Source organism: Paracoccus rhizosphaerae, from assembly GCF_026162645.1.
GTDB classification, from domain to species: domain Bacteria; phylum Pseudomonadota; class Alphaproteobacteria; order Rhodobacterales; family Rhodobacteraceae; genus Paracoccus; species Paracoccus rhizosphaerae.
The window spans coordinates 1-17,951 of record NZ_JAOTBE010000063.1 but is presented as its reverse complement, the minus strand read 5'-3'; the positions used below and the strand labels follow the sequence as shown (position 1 = coordinate 17,951).

General features: G+C 63.8%; 13 protein-coding genes and 3 pseudogenes. 14 read left to right on the top strand and 2 right to left on the bottom strand.

Annotated elements, in window-relative coordinates; genetic code table 11:
* Nucleotides 1-113: 113 nt before the first annotated feature.
* A pseudogene (locus tag OC184_RS16350) lies at nt 114-461 on the bottom strand (IS3 family transposase); the annotation flags it as partial.
* 238 nt (nt 462-699) lie between these two features.
* Here OC184_RS16350 and OC184_RS16345 point away from each other — a divergent pair.
* The 14 genes and pseudogenes from OC184_RS16345 to tnpC all read left to right on the top strand — a co-directional run bounded on the left by OC184_RS16345 (nt 700) and on the right by tnpC (nt 17,861).
* Complete coding sequence (locus tag OC184_RS16345) at nt 700-1,203, top strand: response regulator (protein ID WP_265508235.1); 504 nt, start codon at nt 700-702, stop codon at nt 1,201-1,203.
* A 51-nt stretch (nt 1,204-1,254) separates the two neighbouring features.
* Complete coding sequence (locus OC184_RS16340; RefSeq protein WP_265508234.1) at nt 1,255-1,884, top strand: PP2C family protein-serine/threonine phosphatase; 630 nt, start codon at nt 1,255-1,257, stop codon at nt 1,882-1,884.
* Entirely contained in the window at nt 1,881-2,219 is a 339-nt protein-coding gene (locus tag OC184_RS16335) for an STAS domain-containing protein (protein WP_265508233.1), read from the top strand. The genes OC184_RS16340 and OC184_RS16335 overlap by 4 nt, the downstream gene beginning before the upstream one ends.
* A 2-nt stretch (nt 2,220-2,221) precedes the next feature.
* Nucleotides 2,222-2,638 carry an ATP-binding protein gene (locus OC184_RS16330; RefSeq protein WP_265508232.1) on the top strand — a complete coding sequence of 139 codons (417 nt, stop codon included), beginning with the start codon at nt 2,222-2,224 and terminating at the stop codon, nt 2,636-2,638.
* The gene (locus tag OC184_RS16325) at nt 2,635-5,658 is read left to right on the top strand and encodes a hybrid sensor histidine kinase/response regulator (protein ID WP_265508231.1); all 3,024 of its coding nucleotides are present in this window, start codon (nt 2,635-2,637) and stop codon (nt 5,656-5,658) included. The genes OC184_RS16330 and OC184_RS16325 overlap by 4 nt, the downstream gene beginning before the upstream one ends.
* Nucleotides 5,655-7,361: a DUF3131 domain-containing protein gene (locus tag OC184_RS16320; protein WP_265508230.1), complete on the top strand. Its 1,707-nt coding sequence runs from the start codon at nt 5,655-5,657 to the stop codon at nt 7,359-7,361. Before OC184_RS16325 ends, OC184_RS16320 begins: the two co-directional genes overlap by 4 nt.
* Entirely contained in the window at nt 7,361-8,512 is a 1,152-nt protein-coding gene (locus OC184_RS16315) for an acyltransferase (protein ID WP_265508229.1), read from the top strand. The genes OC184_RS16320 and OC184_RS16315 overlap by 1 nt, the downstream gene beginning before the upstream one ends.
* 2 nt (nt 8,513-8,514) lie before the next feature.
* Nucleotides 8,515-10,356, top strand: a complete 1,842-nt coding sequence (locus tag OC184_RS16310; protein WP_265508228.1) for a glycosyltransferase — start codon at nt 8,515-8,517, stop codon at nt 10,354-10,356.
* On the top strand, nt 10,353-11,669 hold the full coding sequence (locus tag OC184_RS16305; RefSeq protein WP_265508227.1) for a DUF3131 domain-containing protein: 1,317 nt from the start codon (nt 10,353-10,355) through the stop codon (nt 11,667-11,669). Before OC184_RS16310 ends, OC184_RS16305 begins: the two co-directional genes overlap by 4 nt.
* Before the next feature lie 1,874 nt (nt 11,670-13,543).
* Nucleotides 13,544-14,224: a hypothetical protein gene (locus tag OC184_RS16300; RefSeq protein ID WP_265508226.1), complete on the top strand. Its 681-nt coding sequence runs from the start codon at nt 13,544-13,546 to the stop codon at nt 14,222-14,224.
* Nucleotides 14,225-14,234: 10 nt separating this feature from the next.
* Nucleotides 14,235-15,176: an alpha/beta hydrolase gene (locus OC184_RS16295; protein ID WP_265508225.1), complete on the top strand. Its 942-nt coding sequence runs from the start codon at nt 14,235-14,237 to the stop codon at nt 15,174-15,176.
* A 629-nt stretch (nt 15,177-15,805) separates the two neighbouring features.
* A pseudogene (locus OC184_RS16290) lies at nt 15,806-16,159 on the top strand (IS110 family transposase); the annotation flags it as partial.
* Nucleotides 16,160-16,167: 8 nt separating this feature from the next.
* Nucleotides 16,168-16,515, top strand: a complete 348-nt coding sequence (gene tnpB, locus OC184_RS16285) for an IS66 family insertion sequence element accessory protein TnpB (RefSeq protein ID WP_265508224.1) — start codon at nt 16,168-16,170, stop codon at nt 16,513-16,515.
* A 59-nt stretch (nt 16,516-16,574) separates the two neighbouring features.
* The gene (gene tnpC / locus OC184_RS16280; protein WP_265508223.1) at nt 16,575-17,861 is read left to right on the top strand and encodes an IS66 family transposase; all 1,287 of its coding nucleotides are present in this window, start codon (nt 16,575-16,577) and stop codon (nt 17,859-17,861) included.
* Here the strand turns inward: tnpC and OC184_RS16275 are convergent.
* Nucleotides 17,845-17,951, bottom strand: a pseudogene (locus tag OC184_RS16275) (IS5/IS1182 family transposase); the annotation flags it as partial. The gene tnpC and the pseudogene OC184_RS16275 overlap by 17 nt on opposite strands.

Sequence of the window (17,951 nt, the reverse complement as noted above, 5' to 3'; positions counted from 1 at the left end):
TGTCCGCGAGTGGTTCGCAGTCCGCAATCAGTTCGCCATAACGTTTAGCGAACGCTTCGACGCTTGAGTGTCCCAAACGGCATGGACCGGGCCAGATACACAAAGTTCAGGACACTCCCAGTGGTCGCTTTGAATCTGCGTGTTCCATCAATCACAATCCCGTTTTCGCGCATCAGCCGCCCGATACGCCGGTGCCCCACATCAACGCCAACCTCCTTGAGTTCTTCGGTCATCCTGGGCCGACCGTAGCTGCCCAGGCTCAGCCGCGACTGCTCCTTGATGTGCGCCAGAACCACCATGTCCATGTGCTGCCTACGGCTAGCCGGGCGGCTGCGGAAAGCTCGCAGGCCACGCGGGCTGACATTGATCACACGACAAAGGAGGTCGACCGAGAAGGCTCCACGCTGTTTTTCGACAAACCGAAACCTCACGGTTTTAGGCTCGCGAAGAACTGGAAAACTCCGGCTTCGAACGGTCCAAAAACAAGAGGCAGCGCACAAACCGGCAGCCTCTCGTTATGAAGAACGACCGCCGGGGGGCAGATCAGTCGGAGCACAGGTGCTGCCGCATCTTCCATAATTCCGTATCGACAGGAACATCCCTGGATTGTTAAGAGTTATAAATATAAACTTAGAGATGTAACTTCATTTCGTGCCTCAAGTGTATTGAATGCCATTCGATCAGAAAGCACCAAGGAAGATGCTTGCCTCTGAACAGGTGGTCATCGCGGACGATGACGCAACCCAACGCATCTTTGCATCCTCCGTCATCAGCCGGATCGGGTTCACGCCGATCCTGGCCAAGGACGGGCTTGAAGCTTTGGAACTGGTCAAGAGCAGTGGCGCATCCATCCTCGTCTGCGATCTCGACATGCCAGGCCTCGACGGTCACGAGGTTACGCGGCAGATCCGCGCGGCCGATCTGGGGCGCTATATCCACATCGTCATGCTGACCTCGGCCGGTCAGGCCGAGCAGCGGCGGCTGGCGCTCGAGGCGGGCGTGGATGATTTCATGACCAAGCCACTGGATTCGGCGGTCCTGACCGTACGGATCCGCGCGGCCGCCCGTCTTGTCGATCACGAACTTGCCTTGTGGGAAAAGAACCGCGCCCTGCAGTTGGCCAAGGGTCGGATCGAACACGACCTGCACGTCGCTGCCGAGGCGCAGCGCCGGCTGTTACCGGGCGAGACGCGCGTCAATTAAGGCTGTCGGTTCGGATCTGCGTTCCAGCCATCGGCTTATGTCTCGGGCGACATGTTCGGATACTTCCAGCTGTCGCCGGACAAGCTGGGCTTTTATGTCGTCGATGTCGCAGGCCACGGCGTCCATGCTGCGCTGCTTTCGGTTGCTATCGGGCATCTCGTGACATCGCAGTACTTCGCCAGCCAAGTCGTCTCGGCCTCTGACGCGGTCGATCCCGCGGCGATGGCCCGCGACCTGAACGAAAGGTTCTATCGCGATGACGGAACCGACTATTTCACGATGTTCTGCGGTGTTCTCGACCGAACAAGCGAGCGACTGTTCTTCTGTCAGGCGGGATATCCCAGTCCTATCCTCGCCCGGGAAGACGGAACGACAGAGATCGTGGGCGACGGCGGATTTCCCGTCGGGCTGCTGAACCCCGCAGAGTTCGAAACAGAGGTGGTCGCCTTGAGCGCGGGAGATGCCCTGATCCTTTGTTCCGATGGTGCCATCGAGGCCGAGACCCCTGACGGCATCGCGTTCGGAGAGGATCGGCTGCGCGGCCTGGTGGCAAGCCATTCGCACAAGGACGTGGAGTCCCTGCCGAACGCTATCATGTCCGCCCTGTCGCAATGGCGGGGTGGCCAGCCGCTGGAAGACGACCTTACCGTTCTCGCATTGGCAAGGAGCCCTGCGGCATGATCTACTCACAAGTCCGAACCAACGGCATCTGCGTCATCCGGCCAGAAGGGGACCGGCTGACCGCACTCGGCGCCAACGACTTCCGCCGCGAGGCCTCGCAGTTGGTCGACGAAGGCAACAACAGGATCATCATTGACCTCTCAGACGTCCGTTTCGTCGACTCTTCGGGGCTGGGAGCGATCGTCGGCCTTTTGAAGAAGGTCGGGAACCGCGGCGAAGTGGTCGTCTGCGGGCTGTCGGATGCAGTCCGGCAGATGTTCCGCGTGACCCGGATGGAGAAGGTGTTTCAGATTTTTCCCAACCCCGATGCAGCCACTGCCGCACTGGATGGTTAGCCATGCAAAGCCGGGCCCTCCTTGTCGAATGCAGCCTGGAGGCAGTCGACACGGCCATGGCAGATCTGTGCGCCTTTGCGGCTGACGCCCTTCCCATCGAAGGCATGATACGTCTGGAGATCGCGGTCACCGAGGCAATGACCAACATCGTCCTGCACGGCGACCTGCCGGCCGAATCAACGATCGACCTGCTCGTCCGCAAGGCGCCGGAACAGGTCGATGTTGAAATCCGCGATCCCGGCCCGCCGATTCCACCAAACCTGCTCCAGTCTTCGCCTGATATCGCTGACGTCGATCCGCTGGAGGAGAGCGGCCGTGGTATCCCGCTGATCAAGGCCTTGTCGGACGCTCTCGACTATCGATCAGCCGGGCGTTCGAACTGCATGACGCTGCGCTTCACCGTCAGGGGTGTAGAATGAGAAGCGGCCGGATCATCCCTGTCTGGCAGAAGCGCCTGATGAACCTGTGCCTGATCGCTGTGGTCGGCGCCGTCTTCCTGGCCATGGCTCTGGCGCCATTCGTCTTGTCGCGCAACATGGAGACCGCCGACAGGACCTCGATGCGCAACGAGCTCTTCGAGTTGCACCTGAGCATTGACGCAATGAGGAACGCGATCGCGGACTGGCAGGCCGCACGCCTGACAGGCGATGAGCCGTCCGAAGCCTTGGGCCTTCAGTTCGACGAGCGCGCCCAGCTTCTTGCGCACAGACTGGGGGTGGTGCTGGCCTATCCCGGAGCGATCGGCATGCTTCCGGAAAACGCCGAACCTCTGCGGCGCAGCCGCGACCGGCTTGTCCAGATCGCCGCGCAGCTGCAGGATGCAAACCCAGATGGCCCAGCCCTGCGTGACCGCGTCATCGTTCGACTGGAGGCGGACCTCCCCACCATCGACCGCTATCTGCTGAACGCGTTCCGCCGCCTGGGGCAGATCACGGCCAATGACCGTTCGCAGTTGACGCGCGCCATCGTGGTGGCGCAGCGGCTGGCGCTGTTTCTGCTGGCAGTCGGTGTCCTGACGTTGATCGGGCTTTGGATGCAGCACCGCGTGCTGCGCCGCGCAGAAGCGTCGCTGAACACGGTCATGGGTGACCTTGCCGAGGCGCAGCGGATCGCTCATGTGGGGAATGTCCGGCGGATCTATGAAACCGACACCGTGACCTGGTCGCCGGAATTTGCTCGCATCTATGGCCTCGATTCACATGGAGAAATGACGGGAGCCGAGTTCGAAGCTCTGCTTCTGCCCGCCGATGCGGAGAGCGTCATCGAGAGCGAACGCGAAGCCTTCGCCCGTTCGGCTGAAACGAACGTCCCTGTGCGACGCGACCTGAACTTCCGCGCCGTGCGGACCGACGGCATGGTCATCGAGTTGGAGGTTCAGTCCGAGCTGACCGCCAATCCGGACGGCACGCCGCACAGCATGATGTCCACCGTCCGCGACATCACCGTTGAGGCCCAAGCTCGAAGGGCCCTCCGTGAAAGCGAGCGGAGCTTGGCTGCGGCGCAGCGGATCGCGCATCTGGGCAGCTTCCGGCACAACTACGCGACCGGAAGGACGACCTGGTCGTCCGAGTTATACGTGGTGCTGGGTTGCGATCCGGCCGAGGGCCCGCGCCCGCTGCGGCAGATTGTCCATGCGGACGACTTCGCCGAGGTTCAGGCGATCTTCTCGGATCTTCTGCGGGGCGGTCCCGCCGGGGGTGAGCGGCAGGCCAATTTCGACTGCCGCGTCGTGCACCCCAACGGGACCCTACGCTTCATCCGCGGCACCGCAGAGATGAGCTATGATGACGCAGGTGCGCCGGACATGCTGACGGGGTCCCTTCAGGATGTGACCAGCGACATCGAGCAAGAGCGGGCCATGCGCGATGCTTTGAGCGAGGCCGAACGCGCCAACGCCGCCAAGTCGGACTTCATGGCCGTGATGAGCCACGAACTGCGAACACCCATGAACGGTGTTCTGGGGATGCTGAGCGCAGTCGAGGCCACGGATCTTGACGATCGGCAGCGCGAACAAGTCCGCGTCGCCCGCACAAGTGCCGAAGCACTTCTAGTGATCCTGAACGATGTCCTGGACATGTCCAAGATCGAGGCGGGGCGAATGGAACTTGAGGAGCGCCCCTTCGAACTGCGCCCGCTGGTGAGCGAGGTCGTCAATCTTTATTCAGAGACCGCGAAGTCCAAGGGCCTCGCATTGACAGCACAGATCCGGGAGGATCTTCCACTTTGGATCAACGCCGATCCGCTCCGCATCCGGCAGATCCTAGCCAACCTGGTAAGCAACGCCGTCAAGTTTACGCATAAAGGTTCGGTCAAGCTGGACGTGGGCCCCGTCCCGGATCGGCAGCCCACGGCGGATCGGCTATGGCTGCGTTTCTGCGTCACCGACACCGGGATCGGCATTCCTCCGGACCGCCACCAGCAGGTCTTCGGCCGATTCAACCAATTGGATACGTCCTATACGCGCCGCTTCGGCGGAAGCGGGCTTGGCCTTGCCATCAGCCAGTCGCTTGCAGAATTGATGGACGGGCAAATCGGCTTCATCAGCGAGCCAGGCCAGGGGTCATCATTCTGGCTGGACCTGGAGACAGCCGCGGCAGAGCCCGACCCAGATACCGCATCCGCCAGCCCCGAGGCCGGCCTGCCGCGGCTGTCGATCCTGGTCGCCGAGGACAACGCCACGAACCGGCTTGTCGCGCGCTCGATGCTGAACCGCCTGGGACAGGACGTCGACTTCGCCGAGGACGGCATCGCCGCGCTGGAGGCCGTGGGGCGCAAGAAATTTGATCTGCTACTGATGGATATCTCGATGCCCGGGATGGACGGGATCGAGGCAACTCGTCGCATCCGGCAGATGGACGGCCCCCAGGCCTCCATTCCCATCCTTGCCCTGACGGCCCATGCCGGCAAGACGGAGCACAAGGCCTGCCTGTCCGCCGGCTGCAACGAGGTTCTGACAAAGCCCTTGGAACTTGAGACGCTGCGCCGCGCGCTGAGCCGGTGGAAGCCAGTCGATCACGCGCCCACCGCCGCGGCGCGGGCAGGCGCGGCCCCGCGCGATCTTGGTCTGCAGGGCCGGCTGGCAGAACTGGCAGAGGAGATCGGCCCCGAAAACGTGCCGATGCTGGTGCAGGCAAGCTTGAAGGACTTGGCACGCCTGCGGTCTATCATCGAGGACGCCGTGGCAGGCAGAGTCGACGATCACGCGACACTGGTTCGCGCCTGCCATTCCGTGGTCGGTATCGCGGCCACGTTTGGCGCCTCTGACGTCGCCGCGCTGGCCCGTCGCCACGAGACTGCGCTTCAGGCCTCGACCGCAGTCCCCGACGATCTGCCCGACGTTGCGCTGGCCGTGAGCGATCTGGAAGCCGCGTTGACGCAAGCGGCCGAAGCCTTCGACCGGACAGCAGAACCGACCGCTGCCTTGATGGAGGATCAATGACCCGCTCCCAATTCTCGTCAGTCATTGTTGCAGCGGCGGCGGTTGTGCTGCTGATGGGGCAAGGCGCGCCGACCGGCCAAGGCGAACCGAGCCTCTTCGACCAGTTGTTCGGGGCCGACAATGCGGCGCCCGAAGCCGAGGGCCCGACACCTGAAGCTGACGACGCTCCTGCCGCTGAAGTTGCCGAAAACGAACCGGCCCCCGCCGATGACCCCGCTTTCGCCGCTCACTTTGGCCGCCACGGCCCTCTGACCCCGCGTGAGCGGGAGATGGCCGAGACGGCATGGACCTATTTCGAGAATACCTACCAGGAAGAAACAGGTCTCGTGAACGCGGTCGGGTCCTACCCGTCAACAACGATGTGGGACACCGCGTCCTATATCAGCGGGCTCGTCGCCGCCTACGAGCTTGGGATCATCGACAAGCGGACCTTCGACCTGCGCGTCAACCAGCTGATCGGCACGCTGCGCGGCCTGGACCTGTTCCAGCGCGAACTGCCCAACAAAGTCTACAACACCCAGACCGGTCAGAAGGTGAACTATGCCAACCAGCCGGGCGAGGTCGGGTTCTCGGTCCTCGACATCGGGCGGCTGCTGGTGTGGCTGAAGATCCTGAAGGAGCGTTATCCCTATCTCGCCCCCGGCATCGACAACACCGTGCTGCGCTGGAACTTCTGCAACGCAATCACCGATGACGGCCGTATGCGCGGCTCGATCGTGACTGGCGAGGGAGAGACGCGATACGTCCAGGAGGGCCGCCTGGGATACGAGGAATACGCCGCCAAGGGCTTTGCGCTGTGGGATTTCGACGTCTCTGCCGCGCTGTCCCCCGAACCCGTCACCTTTACCGAGATTTACGACGTGCGCGTTCCCATCGACGCCCGCGACCCGCGTGTCTTCCAGAACATGAACTACGTGCTGACGGAAAGTTATCTGCTGGACGGGCTGGAACTGGGCTGGAAGCTGCCGGGCGACCGCCAGGCCGGGCGGCCGGGGCTTGCCACGCAGGGCTGGCGGGCCGAGTTCGCCAACCGCATCTATCTGGTCCAGCAACGCCGGTTCGAGCAGACCGGCATTTTGACCGCCAAGTCCGAGCATCAGGTCGAAGGCCAGCCCTTCTTCGTCTATGACTCCATCTGGGCCAACGGCTTCGCCTGGCACACGCTGGACCCCAGTGACGTCTATCAGCCCGACCGCGCGGCCATCGCCTCGAAGGCCGCGATCGGCATGTGGGCGCTGTGGGAGACGCCATATACCGACCTTCTGCTGGACGCGGTAGGGGATCTTTCGGCCGACGACGGCGGCTTCTACGAGGGCCTCTACGAGAACGGCAACGGCTACATTCCGGTCCAGAGCGCGAACAACAACGGCATCATCCTGGCCGCCCTGCTTTACAAGGTGCAGGGGCCGATCCTGCACCGCCTGAACAACAATACGCAGCTTTGGGATACAGCGTATCAGTACCAGGAAACCCGCACCAACCGATGCCTGCCGCAGCCCCGCCCGGAAACCGTCTGCTGCAATTGCCAGGCGCTTCCGGTTCAGCCGCCAGTCCCGGTTGATGAGTTCCTCTACTGCCGCCCCGTCCCTCAGGCGGACGGCACGATCGCGGCGACCGAATGCAGCCTCGAGGAACATGACCTGCCGCCACCGGCGCCGATTTCCGCCCGAGTCAGCCAGTGCCCCGTTCCCGGAGGACCGTGATGGAAAAGCAAGCCAAACCGCGCCATGTCTGGTTCGACGCCAACCGCGTTTGGGCCGCGATCGGTGTCGTGCTCATCCATTGTACGACGGACTTCTCGGGCGGCGTCTTCCCCAATGTGCCCCCCGAGGAGCGGATCGTGCCAGTGTTCCTGCGCTCGGTGGCCGAGTTCTCGGGCTCGGAAATGTTCTTCTTCTTCTCGCTGTTCCTGATGGCGATGCGCATCGACCGGCGCAGCCCGCCTTATGGCCATGCCATCCGCGAACAGGCCCGCCGCCTGCTGATCCCGTTCGCCTTCTGGACCGTGTTCTATGCCTTCTTCCGCCTGCTGAAGGCCGATGTCGTGGGCTATGCGCCCCAGATATGGGCCCAGTTGGCCGAGCCCCAGGCCTGGCTGGGCTTCTTCATCCTGGGCAAGTCCCAGTATCACATGCACTTCCTGCCGACGCTGTTCCTGCTGTTCCTGTTCTACCCGGTCATGCGGCTGGCGCTGCGATTTCCTATCCTGGGCATCACGCTTTTCGCGACCCTCGGGGCCATGCATCACATCCAAGACTATATCTGGAGCCTTGGGCTGGATCCCGACCTGCGCGACTACCTGATCCGCGCCACCAAGGTCATGGGATACGTTGGCTATGGGTTGGCAGCCTTCGCCCTTTACGGGCTGTGGCGTGACGGCATTCCGCGCGGTGAATCGCGCCTGATCCGCAAGGGCGCGTTTTATTTCGCGGGCATGGCCTACCTGGCGACGGTGCCCTTCTTCGGCGCGGCGCTATTTACCGGGTCATGGGGGGTGCGAGAGAACTGGTCCTTCTACGGCCACTTCCTGATGCCTCTGTTGATGTTCTCGCTCTTCATGGGGGCGCAGTACCAGGACTGGTCACCACGCTGGAGCTGGCTGGCGCAGTACACCTTTGGCGTCTATCTGGTCCACCCGCTGGTGATCGACATCTTCGATGCCATCGTCCTCAGCATCGGCATCGCGCCGGCCATGTCGCCGTGGATGGTCGTCGTCAGCCGCTTCATCCTTGTCCTGCCTGCCGCCCTGCTTCTGGCGGTGGGACTTTCGCGGTTCACCCCGCTGGCCTGGACCATCGGCCTTGGTCCCACCCCGTGGGAAGCGCGGCGCCAGAAACACGTCCAGAGAGGCTGAGCATGGACGACTACTTCCGCCGCTTTGAAAACCGACGCCCGCCTGAGCCCCTGCCGTACTCGGCTGCCAGAGAGATGCTGTGGCAGGCGCTTGCCACGATCACCGCACTTGTCGGCGGCTGGTATGTCTGGTGGCGCTGGACGGAGTCGCTGAACCCTGACGCCATGTGGTTCGCAGTCCCGCTGGTTGTCGCCGAAACCTGCGCCTATGTCGGTCTGCTGCTCTTCATCTTCAACCTGTGGAAGGACCAGCCTGTTACCGTTCCGACACCGGTGGCGTCCCTGCACCAGACGGTCGCGCCGGGCAGCAACGACTTGACCGCGCCCGACCGGCCGCTGGTGATTGACCTGTTCTTCGCCACCTACAACGAAGACCCCGAACTGGTCAGGCTGGGCGTCCGCGACGCCAAGCGGATCACCTATCCGCATCCGATCGACATCCGCATCCATGTCTGCGACGACGGGCGCCGGCCCGAGATGCGGCAGGTCTGCACCGAGGAGGGCGTGAACTATATCACCCGCGCCACCAACGAAGGCTTCAAGGCCGGAAACCTGCGCCACGCGATGGAGCAGACCTCGGGCGACTTCATCGTCATTCTCGATGCCGATACCCGTCCATTTCCGACGATCCTCGAGCACACGCTTGGCTACTTCCGCGACCCGAAGATGGCTTGGGTTCAGACGCCGCAATGGTTTTATGACCTGCCCGAGGGAGTGACCCTGACCGCACGCCTGTCGCAGAAGCTGGGTGCCGCCGGTCGCGTTCTCGGGCGGTCAGTCGAGGGCATATTCGGAGAGATCCGTATCGGCAAGGATCCTTTCGTCAACGATGCCGAGATGTTCTATCAGGTCATTCTGCGCCGCCGGAACTGGGCCAACGCGTCCTTCTGCTGCGGGGCCGGATCGATCCACCGGCGCGAGGCCGTGATGGAGGCTGCGCTGCGCAGCTTTGCCGCCAGCGTCGAAAAGCGCGTCATCGCCGCCGAGGAAGAGATCACCCTGACCAGCCGGGAGCCAATGGTCGACCCGTCGTTGATGTCGGCCATCCGGACCGAGGCGGTGGTGGCCGAAGTGCTGGCTCCCTACCGCTTCCATGTGTCCGAGGACATCTACACCTCGATCCTTCTGCACTCCGACCGGGAACGGGGCTGGAAGTCAGTTCTGCACCCGACCTACGAATCGCGCATGTTGTCGCCTCAGGACCTGCTCAGCTGGTCGGTCCAGCGCTTCAAGTATGCCGGCGGGGCGCTTGACATCCTGGTGCATGATAACCCGCTCTTCCGGCGCGGCCTGACGCTTGCGCAGCGGCTGATGTACGCGATGACCTTCTGGTCAAACCTGGCGCCCCTGTGGAACGTGGTCTTTCTGGTCGCGCCGATCATCTACCTGGCCACCGGGATCGCGCCCGTCTCGGCCTATACCCTGCCGTTCTTCCTGCACGCCATCGCCTTCCTTGTCGCGCTGGAGCTGTCGATGATGGTCGGGACCTGGGGCATCGCGGGCTACGCCAGCAAGTCCAGCTATCTTGCGTTTTTCCCCCTGGGTCTGCAGGCCATCGCCGCCGTGGCGGCAGGTCGTAAGATTTCATTTCCCGTCACGCCAAAGGACCGCCAAGTGGGCAACCACCTCCGCCTGGTGCGTCCGCAGATCGCTCTGGTGCTGCTGACGCTGGCGGCGCTGGCCTGGGGCGTGGGGGCGCTGATCTGGGCGGACACGGGCCACAGTATCACCGGCGTGGTCACCAACGCGCTCTGGGGCGTCAACAATTGCCTTGCCATGTCGGGCATCATTAGGGCCGCCCGATGGAAGCCCGAACCGGAACTGACAGGAGATCGTGACTCATGACCTTTAGGACGAACCTGATCAAGGCACGCAGCCACATCATCTTCATCATCGCCCTTCTTTCAGGCGTCACGCTCATCTTCTATCTGGAAAGGGCCGGCCACATCCGCACCGAGAACACCGACATGCTTGCCGTCTTCGACGAGGTCGTTCCCCTGCCGCTGGCCGACGGGCTGGGACGGTCCCAGCAGACGCGCGATCTTGCGGAGATTGCTTGGACGTACTTCGAGAACAACACCGATCCGGACACGGGACTTGCCGGCTCGGTGGACAAGTACCCGTCGACGACCATGTGGGAAACCGCATCCTATCTTGTTGCCATCGTCTCGGCTGAGCGCCTCGGCCTCATCACCGCAGCCGAGGCAGAGGCGCGTGCGGCCAAGGCCGTCGACGCGCTCTCGCGCCTTCAGCTGTTCGAGGACAGCCTGCCCAACAAGGCCTATGACATCCGTACTCTGCAGATGGTGGACTACGCCAATCGTCCGACCTCGGTCGGGCTGGGATGGTCGGCCCTGGACATCGGCCGCCTGATGACAGCGCTCGAGATCATTCAGCGTCATTATCCTGGACTGGCCGATGCGGTTGTCCGAACTGTGGACGGGTGGGATCTGGACCGGGTTGTTCTGGAAGGCGAACTGAACGGCGCGTCGGTCATTGACGGCTCCGTTCGCGAGAACCAGGAAGGCCGCGTCGGTTATGAACGCTACGCCGCCAAGGGCATGATGCTCTGGGGCTTCGATGCAACGGCAGCCATGGAGGTCAGCGGAAACCTGCAGGTCGTCGAAGTCGAGGGCGTGCCGATTCCCGTTGACACCCGACTGAACCGCAACAGCACGCCCGCCCTGACGACCAGCGAACCCTATGTGCTGGACGGTCTGGAATACGGCTTCGATGCCTTGACCCATGTCTTCGGCACTGTCGTCTATCGGGCGCAGGAGATGCGCTATCGCAACACGGGAACGCTGACCGGCGTCAGCGAGGGTCACCTGACGCAAGAGCCCCATTTCGCCTATGCCTCGGTTTGGGGAGGAGGCGCGCCGTGGGCTGTCCTCACCTTCGGAGGCGACCGGATCGACAGTTTGCGGACCCTGTCGACCAAGGCCGCTTTCGGGTGGGACGCGCTCTTCTCGACGGACTACACGCAGGAAATGGTCGAGGCCGTGATCGCCGTCGCCGATCCCGAGCGTGGCTGGCCCGAGGGGATCTATGAAAGCGACGGCAGCGTCAATTCGTCGTTCACAGCAAATACCAATGCCACTGTCCTTGCGGCACAGGCCTTTCGTGCCACGGGACCGCTGATGCATGTGCAGCGGTGAAAGCTCAGCTGCTCAGCACCATTATGATGCTGGCTTTCCTGCCAGCGGCGGCGCTGAGCGACCAAGCCTGTCCCGGTCCGGATTTCTCCGTACCCCCTGCAGGGGCGACGTCAGTCGAGGTGCGCCACGCCGATATACCCACGGCCCGCTTTCCCGGCCGGTGGCAGCAGGGCCGGCTAGGGGACCTGTCTTACCGCGTATATCCCGGCGGGCTGGGAATGATCGGACTGGGTCCGCACATGGAGGCATGGCGGATCGAGGTCGCTTGCGACTCGTCCGACCGAACATGCCGGTACCGCTATATCGGCGCCGTTCCCGCTGACATCCAACCCCGCGCCCGACAGCTGGCAAGCTGCCTGCTGGAGCCGGAGCCGACGAGAACCCCTGCGGCCGCAAATGCGCCACCCGACCCTGAACGTCCTACCACCGCGCCAGGATCCCGCCGCGCCACCACCGCGGCAGTGTCCGGCTCTACGACACCGGCCAAGGCCGCAGATCCGGATGCACCAGGGCCGTCGCGGACTTCCACTTCGGCCCCATCACCCGCCGGCGACGCGCCAGCGCCACCGCCCGTCACGGCACCCGCAACCGGATCCGCAAGCCGGGCTTTGGCCGCTGCGAGCGAGCGCCCAGGGCCCTCGCGTGCACCCGCCCCGGTCTTGCCACCATCCGGCAATGAGCCTGCGTCTCGGTCCGCCACTGTGCCCGTGACGGGGCCGGCCACTCCTGCAGAGGCTGCCGCGCCGAGTGCGTCCGCGTTTGATGCAGGTTCCTCTCCGGACCAACCCGCGGTTCCAGCAGATCAATCCTCCGCGCTTGTGCGACAGCCGGGGCGGGCGTCACCGGCCCCCGCAACGCCACCAGTCCAGACCGCTCCATCGCCAGCCTTGGTCGCGCCGGGACAGTCCGCCAGTCCGAGGGTTCTGACACGCGAGCCGCCAGCGGCTGCGACAGGAACGGCGGCACCTCCGGCCAAGCCGGCCGAGGAAGAGTCTCCACAGCCAACAACCGCCGCCCCGTCAAATCCCGCACTGCAGCCGATCTCGGCAGATACGTCGCGGCAGCAACCTGCCCCCGCAACCGAGGGGGCTCCATCAAGCCCTCAACCTGCGCAAAAGCCCCAACAACCGGCAGGACGCCAGGTTGCTCCGGCAACTCCGCGACCGTCAAGGCAACCGCTCGCTTCGATTCCCCTCTCCGCCGGAGATCAGGCTTATCTTTGTTGGGCAGTTCCGGCCGCCGAAGGCTCCGGAGCGCCTGCGGCCGGTTCACAGGTGCTTGTTTGCCGGGCGGCGGGACCGTTTTCCGAAGATAGCAGCGTGGTATCCGCGCCCGCTCTTGATGCGCCAGTTCTCGGACCAGATCCCGATCCGTCAGAGCCGCTCCCTCTGCCGCCCAGAGAGCCGCAGGCCCTGAACTTGTCCGTTCTGCCCCCGCAGCAGCCCCCGCCCCCCGGCAGCCAGGCCGCCGCAGATTCTTCGACCCCTCCGGACGCACCTGAAGCAGTTCCCGAGTTAGCAACCAAGCCCGGCCCCGCGACCCCCGAACAACCGGAAGATCGCCCGGGCGCCGAAGCGCAAACTGAGGGCGCTTCGTCAGCGGTGACAACGCCAGCAGAGCCGGAATTGCGGGATCAGGAAAGGCGGCCCTTGCCGCGTCCGTCTGCCTCCGGCATTGGCACGAGGGGAAGCGCAGTTGCGCCAGGGGGCAGCTCCGATCGTGCCAATCTTCTGCCGCTGTCGCGCCCAAGCAGGGACGCCGTCCGCGGGCCGCTTCAGGTGGCGCGGATGCCTTACGCGACGTCCTTGCCTCGTGTCACCGAACGTCGCCTGCCCCCCGCGACGCCACCACCCGCCGCTGCGGCACACCGGCCCATGTCCCCCACCCGTGTCTTCTACCCGCGCCTTAAGGTGACCCGCTGCACCTTTGGAAGCGCAATCGCTCTGGGGCAGGAAAACATCGCGGACCTCGGCCAGATCTCGGCCAATCTGTCGTGTAGTGGGCGTCTCGGGACGCGGCTGACCTTCAGCGGCGGTCTGACAAGCTTGCCGATCTCAGGCAAGCATGGCGGCGATCTAACCTACAGCTATGCCTTGAACTGGCGCGTTACTGACAGAGTAACGCTCACCTATGCAAACTACACCGCGGCGCTTACCGCCGGTCGGGCGTTAGCGGGACTGGGCGACGGCCGCTTGCAACTTTCCAGGCGGCTGCCCAGGGTCCCGATCTGGTCCAAGGGGTTGCCAAGCCGGGCGTTGGACTGTTCCGCGTCCATCAGCGTCTCGACCTCAAGTTCCACCAACGCCAGCCTTAATTGCGGCGTCAGCGTGACGAAGCGCCTGATGGTCCGCTTTATAGCCTTGGCCTATCCTAGCGGGGCGCAGGACGAGAGCGATGCCGACTTCTTCTATTCGGCCAGCTATACGTTCGGACCTCGCGTCACGTTGAGCTATTCCAACTATTCCAACAACCGCTGGCCTTGGAACCGGTCGCCAAGCGATGTCGACCTGTTCCACGGCGGCTCTCTGAGTCTGTCCTACAACTGGAGCTTCTGACGGAGACCGAATGCAGAACCCTCGCCCGATCCGACCCACACGGCGGGCCATCCTTGCAGGTGGCCTTGCTGCCCCACTCCTGGTCACTCGCGCATGGGGCGGAACCGTGCAAGAGGCTCAGATCCTGCAAAGTAGGGTTCTGGGGCATCCTGTGAGCTATTCGCTCTACCTGCCACCGAATTATCGGCAGGACAACCGACGCTATCCGGTCCTGTATCTGCTCCACGGCGGCGGCGACGGACAACCCGCCGACTGGTTTCGTATGGCGGGGGTTGATGTGCTGCTGGACAAGATGATCGCCGAACGCCGAATGCCCGCCTGCATTGCCGTCGCCCCCGACGGGCGGCGGCCGGCGGATGATCCGCGAGCGACATATTTTCTCGACGATGCCGATGGGTCCTACCGCTGGCGCACGATGTTTCTGGAGGAATTCATTCCGGGAATCGAGGCGCGTCACCAGGCCATCGGCAGCTGGCAGATGCGCGCGTTGCTGGGCCTGTCGATGGGGGGACATGCGGCACTCTTGAACCAACTTCTGCGGCCAGACCTTTTCGCCGGAGCAGCGGCGCTCAGCGCGGCGCTTCGCACGCCTCAGCAGCTGGCGACAATGGAGCAGACGGGTTTCGACCTGCGTTTTGCCGGAGCTTTTGGTGAAGGTCTGGAAGGTCAAGCCCGCCTGAACGAACCCTGGCGAACGAACGACCCCGTCGAGATCCTTTCCGGCATAGACACAACGCCGTTTCTCCGCATTCCCAGGCTCTACCTCGACCTTGCTGCGCAGGACCCGTTCTTCGAGGGAAACGCCGCGGCCCATATCGCGCTGGATCGGGCGGGTGTCCGGCACCGCTTTCAGGTGCACGAGGGCGAACATGACTGGATGTTCTGGCGCGCAGCCCTTCCGAGGGCGCTTGAGCACATCTCGCGGATTTACACGCGGAGCTATGGCGAGTGACGGGACCGGACAAGGTTGGTTAATGTCGCGGACCGGATCACCGCGCGAATAAAGGCGAAGCCCGATCTGACCCCGAACGACCTGATGGGCGAACTTGCAGATCATCACGGCATGGCCATTCACCGTGTCTCAGTCTGAAGGTTTTAGTGGTCTCGGGCTGACCCACAAAAAGACCTGCAAGCCCTCGAGCAGAAGCGGCCTGAGATCCGGCAGACACGCCATATCCGGATCACGCGACGCCAACCGTTCATGCGCAGCGCGTCGACGCGCCTCGGCTTCATCGACGAGACGTCGCCGAAGACGAACATGGCCGGGACCACCGGATGGCCTCCAGAAGGCGCGCCTTGTCCACCATGCGCCTTCGGCCACTGCAACACCCGGACCTTCATCGCCGCCCTGCGCCATGTCCGGCTGGATGCGCCCCTGGGTGATCGACGGTGCCATGAACCGTGAACTGTCCGAGCTCCATGGCGAAGCCCGACCGGCCCCGACACTGCGACCCGGCGAGGTGATCATTCCGGATAACCTGTCATCGCAGAAGAGCCGTAAGCGATGGATTGGACGCCCCCCGGCGGCATCGATGTGCCATGGTGGCGGGTGTTGAAGCACCGCTACGGAGGGGAGCGTCCATGGAAGAGGTTAGCATCATCGGCCTGGATTTGGCCAAGAACGTGTTCCAGGCGCATGGCGCTGCAGCTGACGGAACAGTGATCTTCCGCCGCAAGCTGTCACGGGCGCACCTGTTAAACTTCATGGCGGCGCAGGCGCCTTGCGTGGTGGCCATGGAAGCTTGCGCCAGTGCGCATCACTGGGGCCGGGCGATCGTCGACCTCGGCCATGAAGTGCGGCTGATCCCGCCAGCCTATGTGAAGCCGTTCGTGAAGCGGCAGAAAAACGACATGGCCGATGCCGAGGCGATTGCGGAAGCGGCATCGCGGCCGACGATGCGGTTTGTGGCTGTGCTGGCCCGGCTGATCCGGGGTCTGTCCGGATGATCCCTGTCCCGGCAAACACCCGCATATGGCAGGCGGCAGGCGTGACCGACATGCGGCGCGGGTTCACGACGCTCGCTGCACAGGCAGAGACAGTGCTGAAGCAGGACCCGTTCGCCGGGCACATGTTCGTCTTCCGCGGTCGGCGCGGTGATCTGATCAAGATCATCTGGTGGGACGGCCAGGGCGCATGCCTGTTCAGCAAGCGCCTGGAGAGGGGCCGGTTCGTGTGGCCGTCTGCGAAGGAGGGCAAGATCGCGCTGACGCCGGCGCAACTGGCGATGCTGCTGGAAGGGATCGACTGGCGCCTGCCGCGGCGTAGCTGGAGGCCGCTCAAGGCCGGATAAACCGGGCGCGACAGCACGTTCGGGATTCCTGTGTCGCGCTTGTTTTGGTATGATTGGCCATGCTGGACGTGGCCAAATCCCTGCCCGAAGACCCCGAGGAACTGCGGCGGTTCACGGCGCTTCTGCTGGCTGAAGTGAAGTCGCAGGCGATGCTGATAGAGAAGCTGCGCCATCAGCTGGCCGGTCACCGCAGCCATCGCTTTGGCACGTCGTCGGAGACCATCGAGCAGCTTCAACTGGCGCTCGAGGCAACCGAGATCTCTATCGCAAAGATGACCGCAAAGCTGCGCCTGCCGGACGAGGAAGAGAAGGACAAGCCGAAGCGTCGTCCCATTCCCGACCACATCCCGCGCCAGGAGATCGAGCTGACCACCGGCGACGAGGACTGTGCCTATTGCGGCGGAACTCTTCGTCGCCTCGGCGAAGATGTGACTGAGGAGCTGGAATATGTTCCAGGACGGTTCATCGTGAACCGGATCGTGCGGCCGCGCTTTGCCTGCTCTGGCTGCGAGGCATTCACGCAGGCCCCTTTGCCATCCCGTCCGATCGAGCGCGGCCGTCCCGGCCCTGGCCTGCTGGCGCACGTCCTCGTTTCCAAATACGCCGACCATCTGCCGCTCTATCGCCAGAGCCAGATCTTCGAGCGCGAGGGGCTCGACCTCGACCGCTCGACGCTGGCGGATTGGGTCGGCAAGTCCACTGCGCTTCTGGAACCGCTCGCCGATGCCATCAGGCGGCATGTGCTGGCCGGACAGGCAATCTTCGCGGATGACACGCCGGTCAAGATGCTGGCGCCCGGCACCGGCAAGAAAGGGCCAGCACGGCTGTGGGTCTATGGGCGCGACGAGCGGCCTTGGGGCAGCGATGCCCCGCCCGCCAGCTGGTATCGGTTCTCGTCCGATCGGAAGGGCCAGCACCCCAAGGATCATCTCGCAGGTTACCGGGGATGGATGCACGCCGATGGCTACGCCGGGTTCGAGAACATCTATCGGTCCAGCGACATCCACGAGGTTGCATGCATGGCCCATGTCCGGCGCAAGTTCGTCGACGTCCACAGGGCCCAGGGATCGGCCATCGCCGACGAGGTCATCCGGCGCATCGCGCAGCTCTATGCTGTCGAGAAGGAGGCCCGGGGATCGCCGCCAGATAAGCGCGCCCGGATCAGACAAGCCAGCGCGAAGCCGATCTTTGATGGTCTCGAATCCTGGCTGCATGCCCAACTGCCCAGCATATCCGGCAAATCGCCACTGGCAGTTGCGATACGCTACGCCTTGACCCGCATGAAGCGGCTCCGACCATATCTCGACCACGGCATTCTAGGGTCAGGATTCATAACCAATAGATGACGACAGCTGCGAGGGCGATCGCGGATAGGAAGACCTTTGGGCATCGGTCGTAGCGGGTCGCCACGCGCCTCCAGTCTTTAAGCCTGCCGA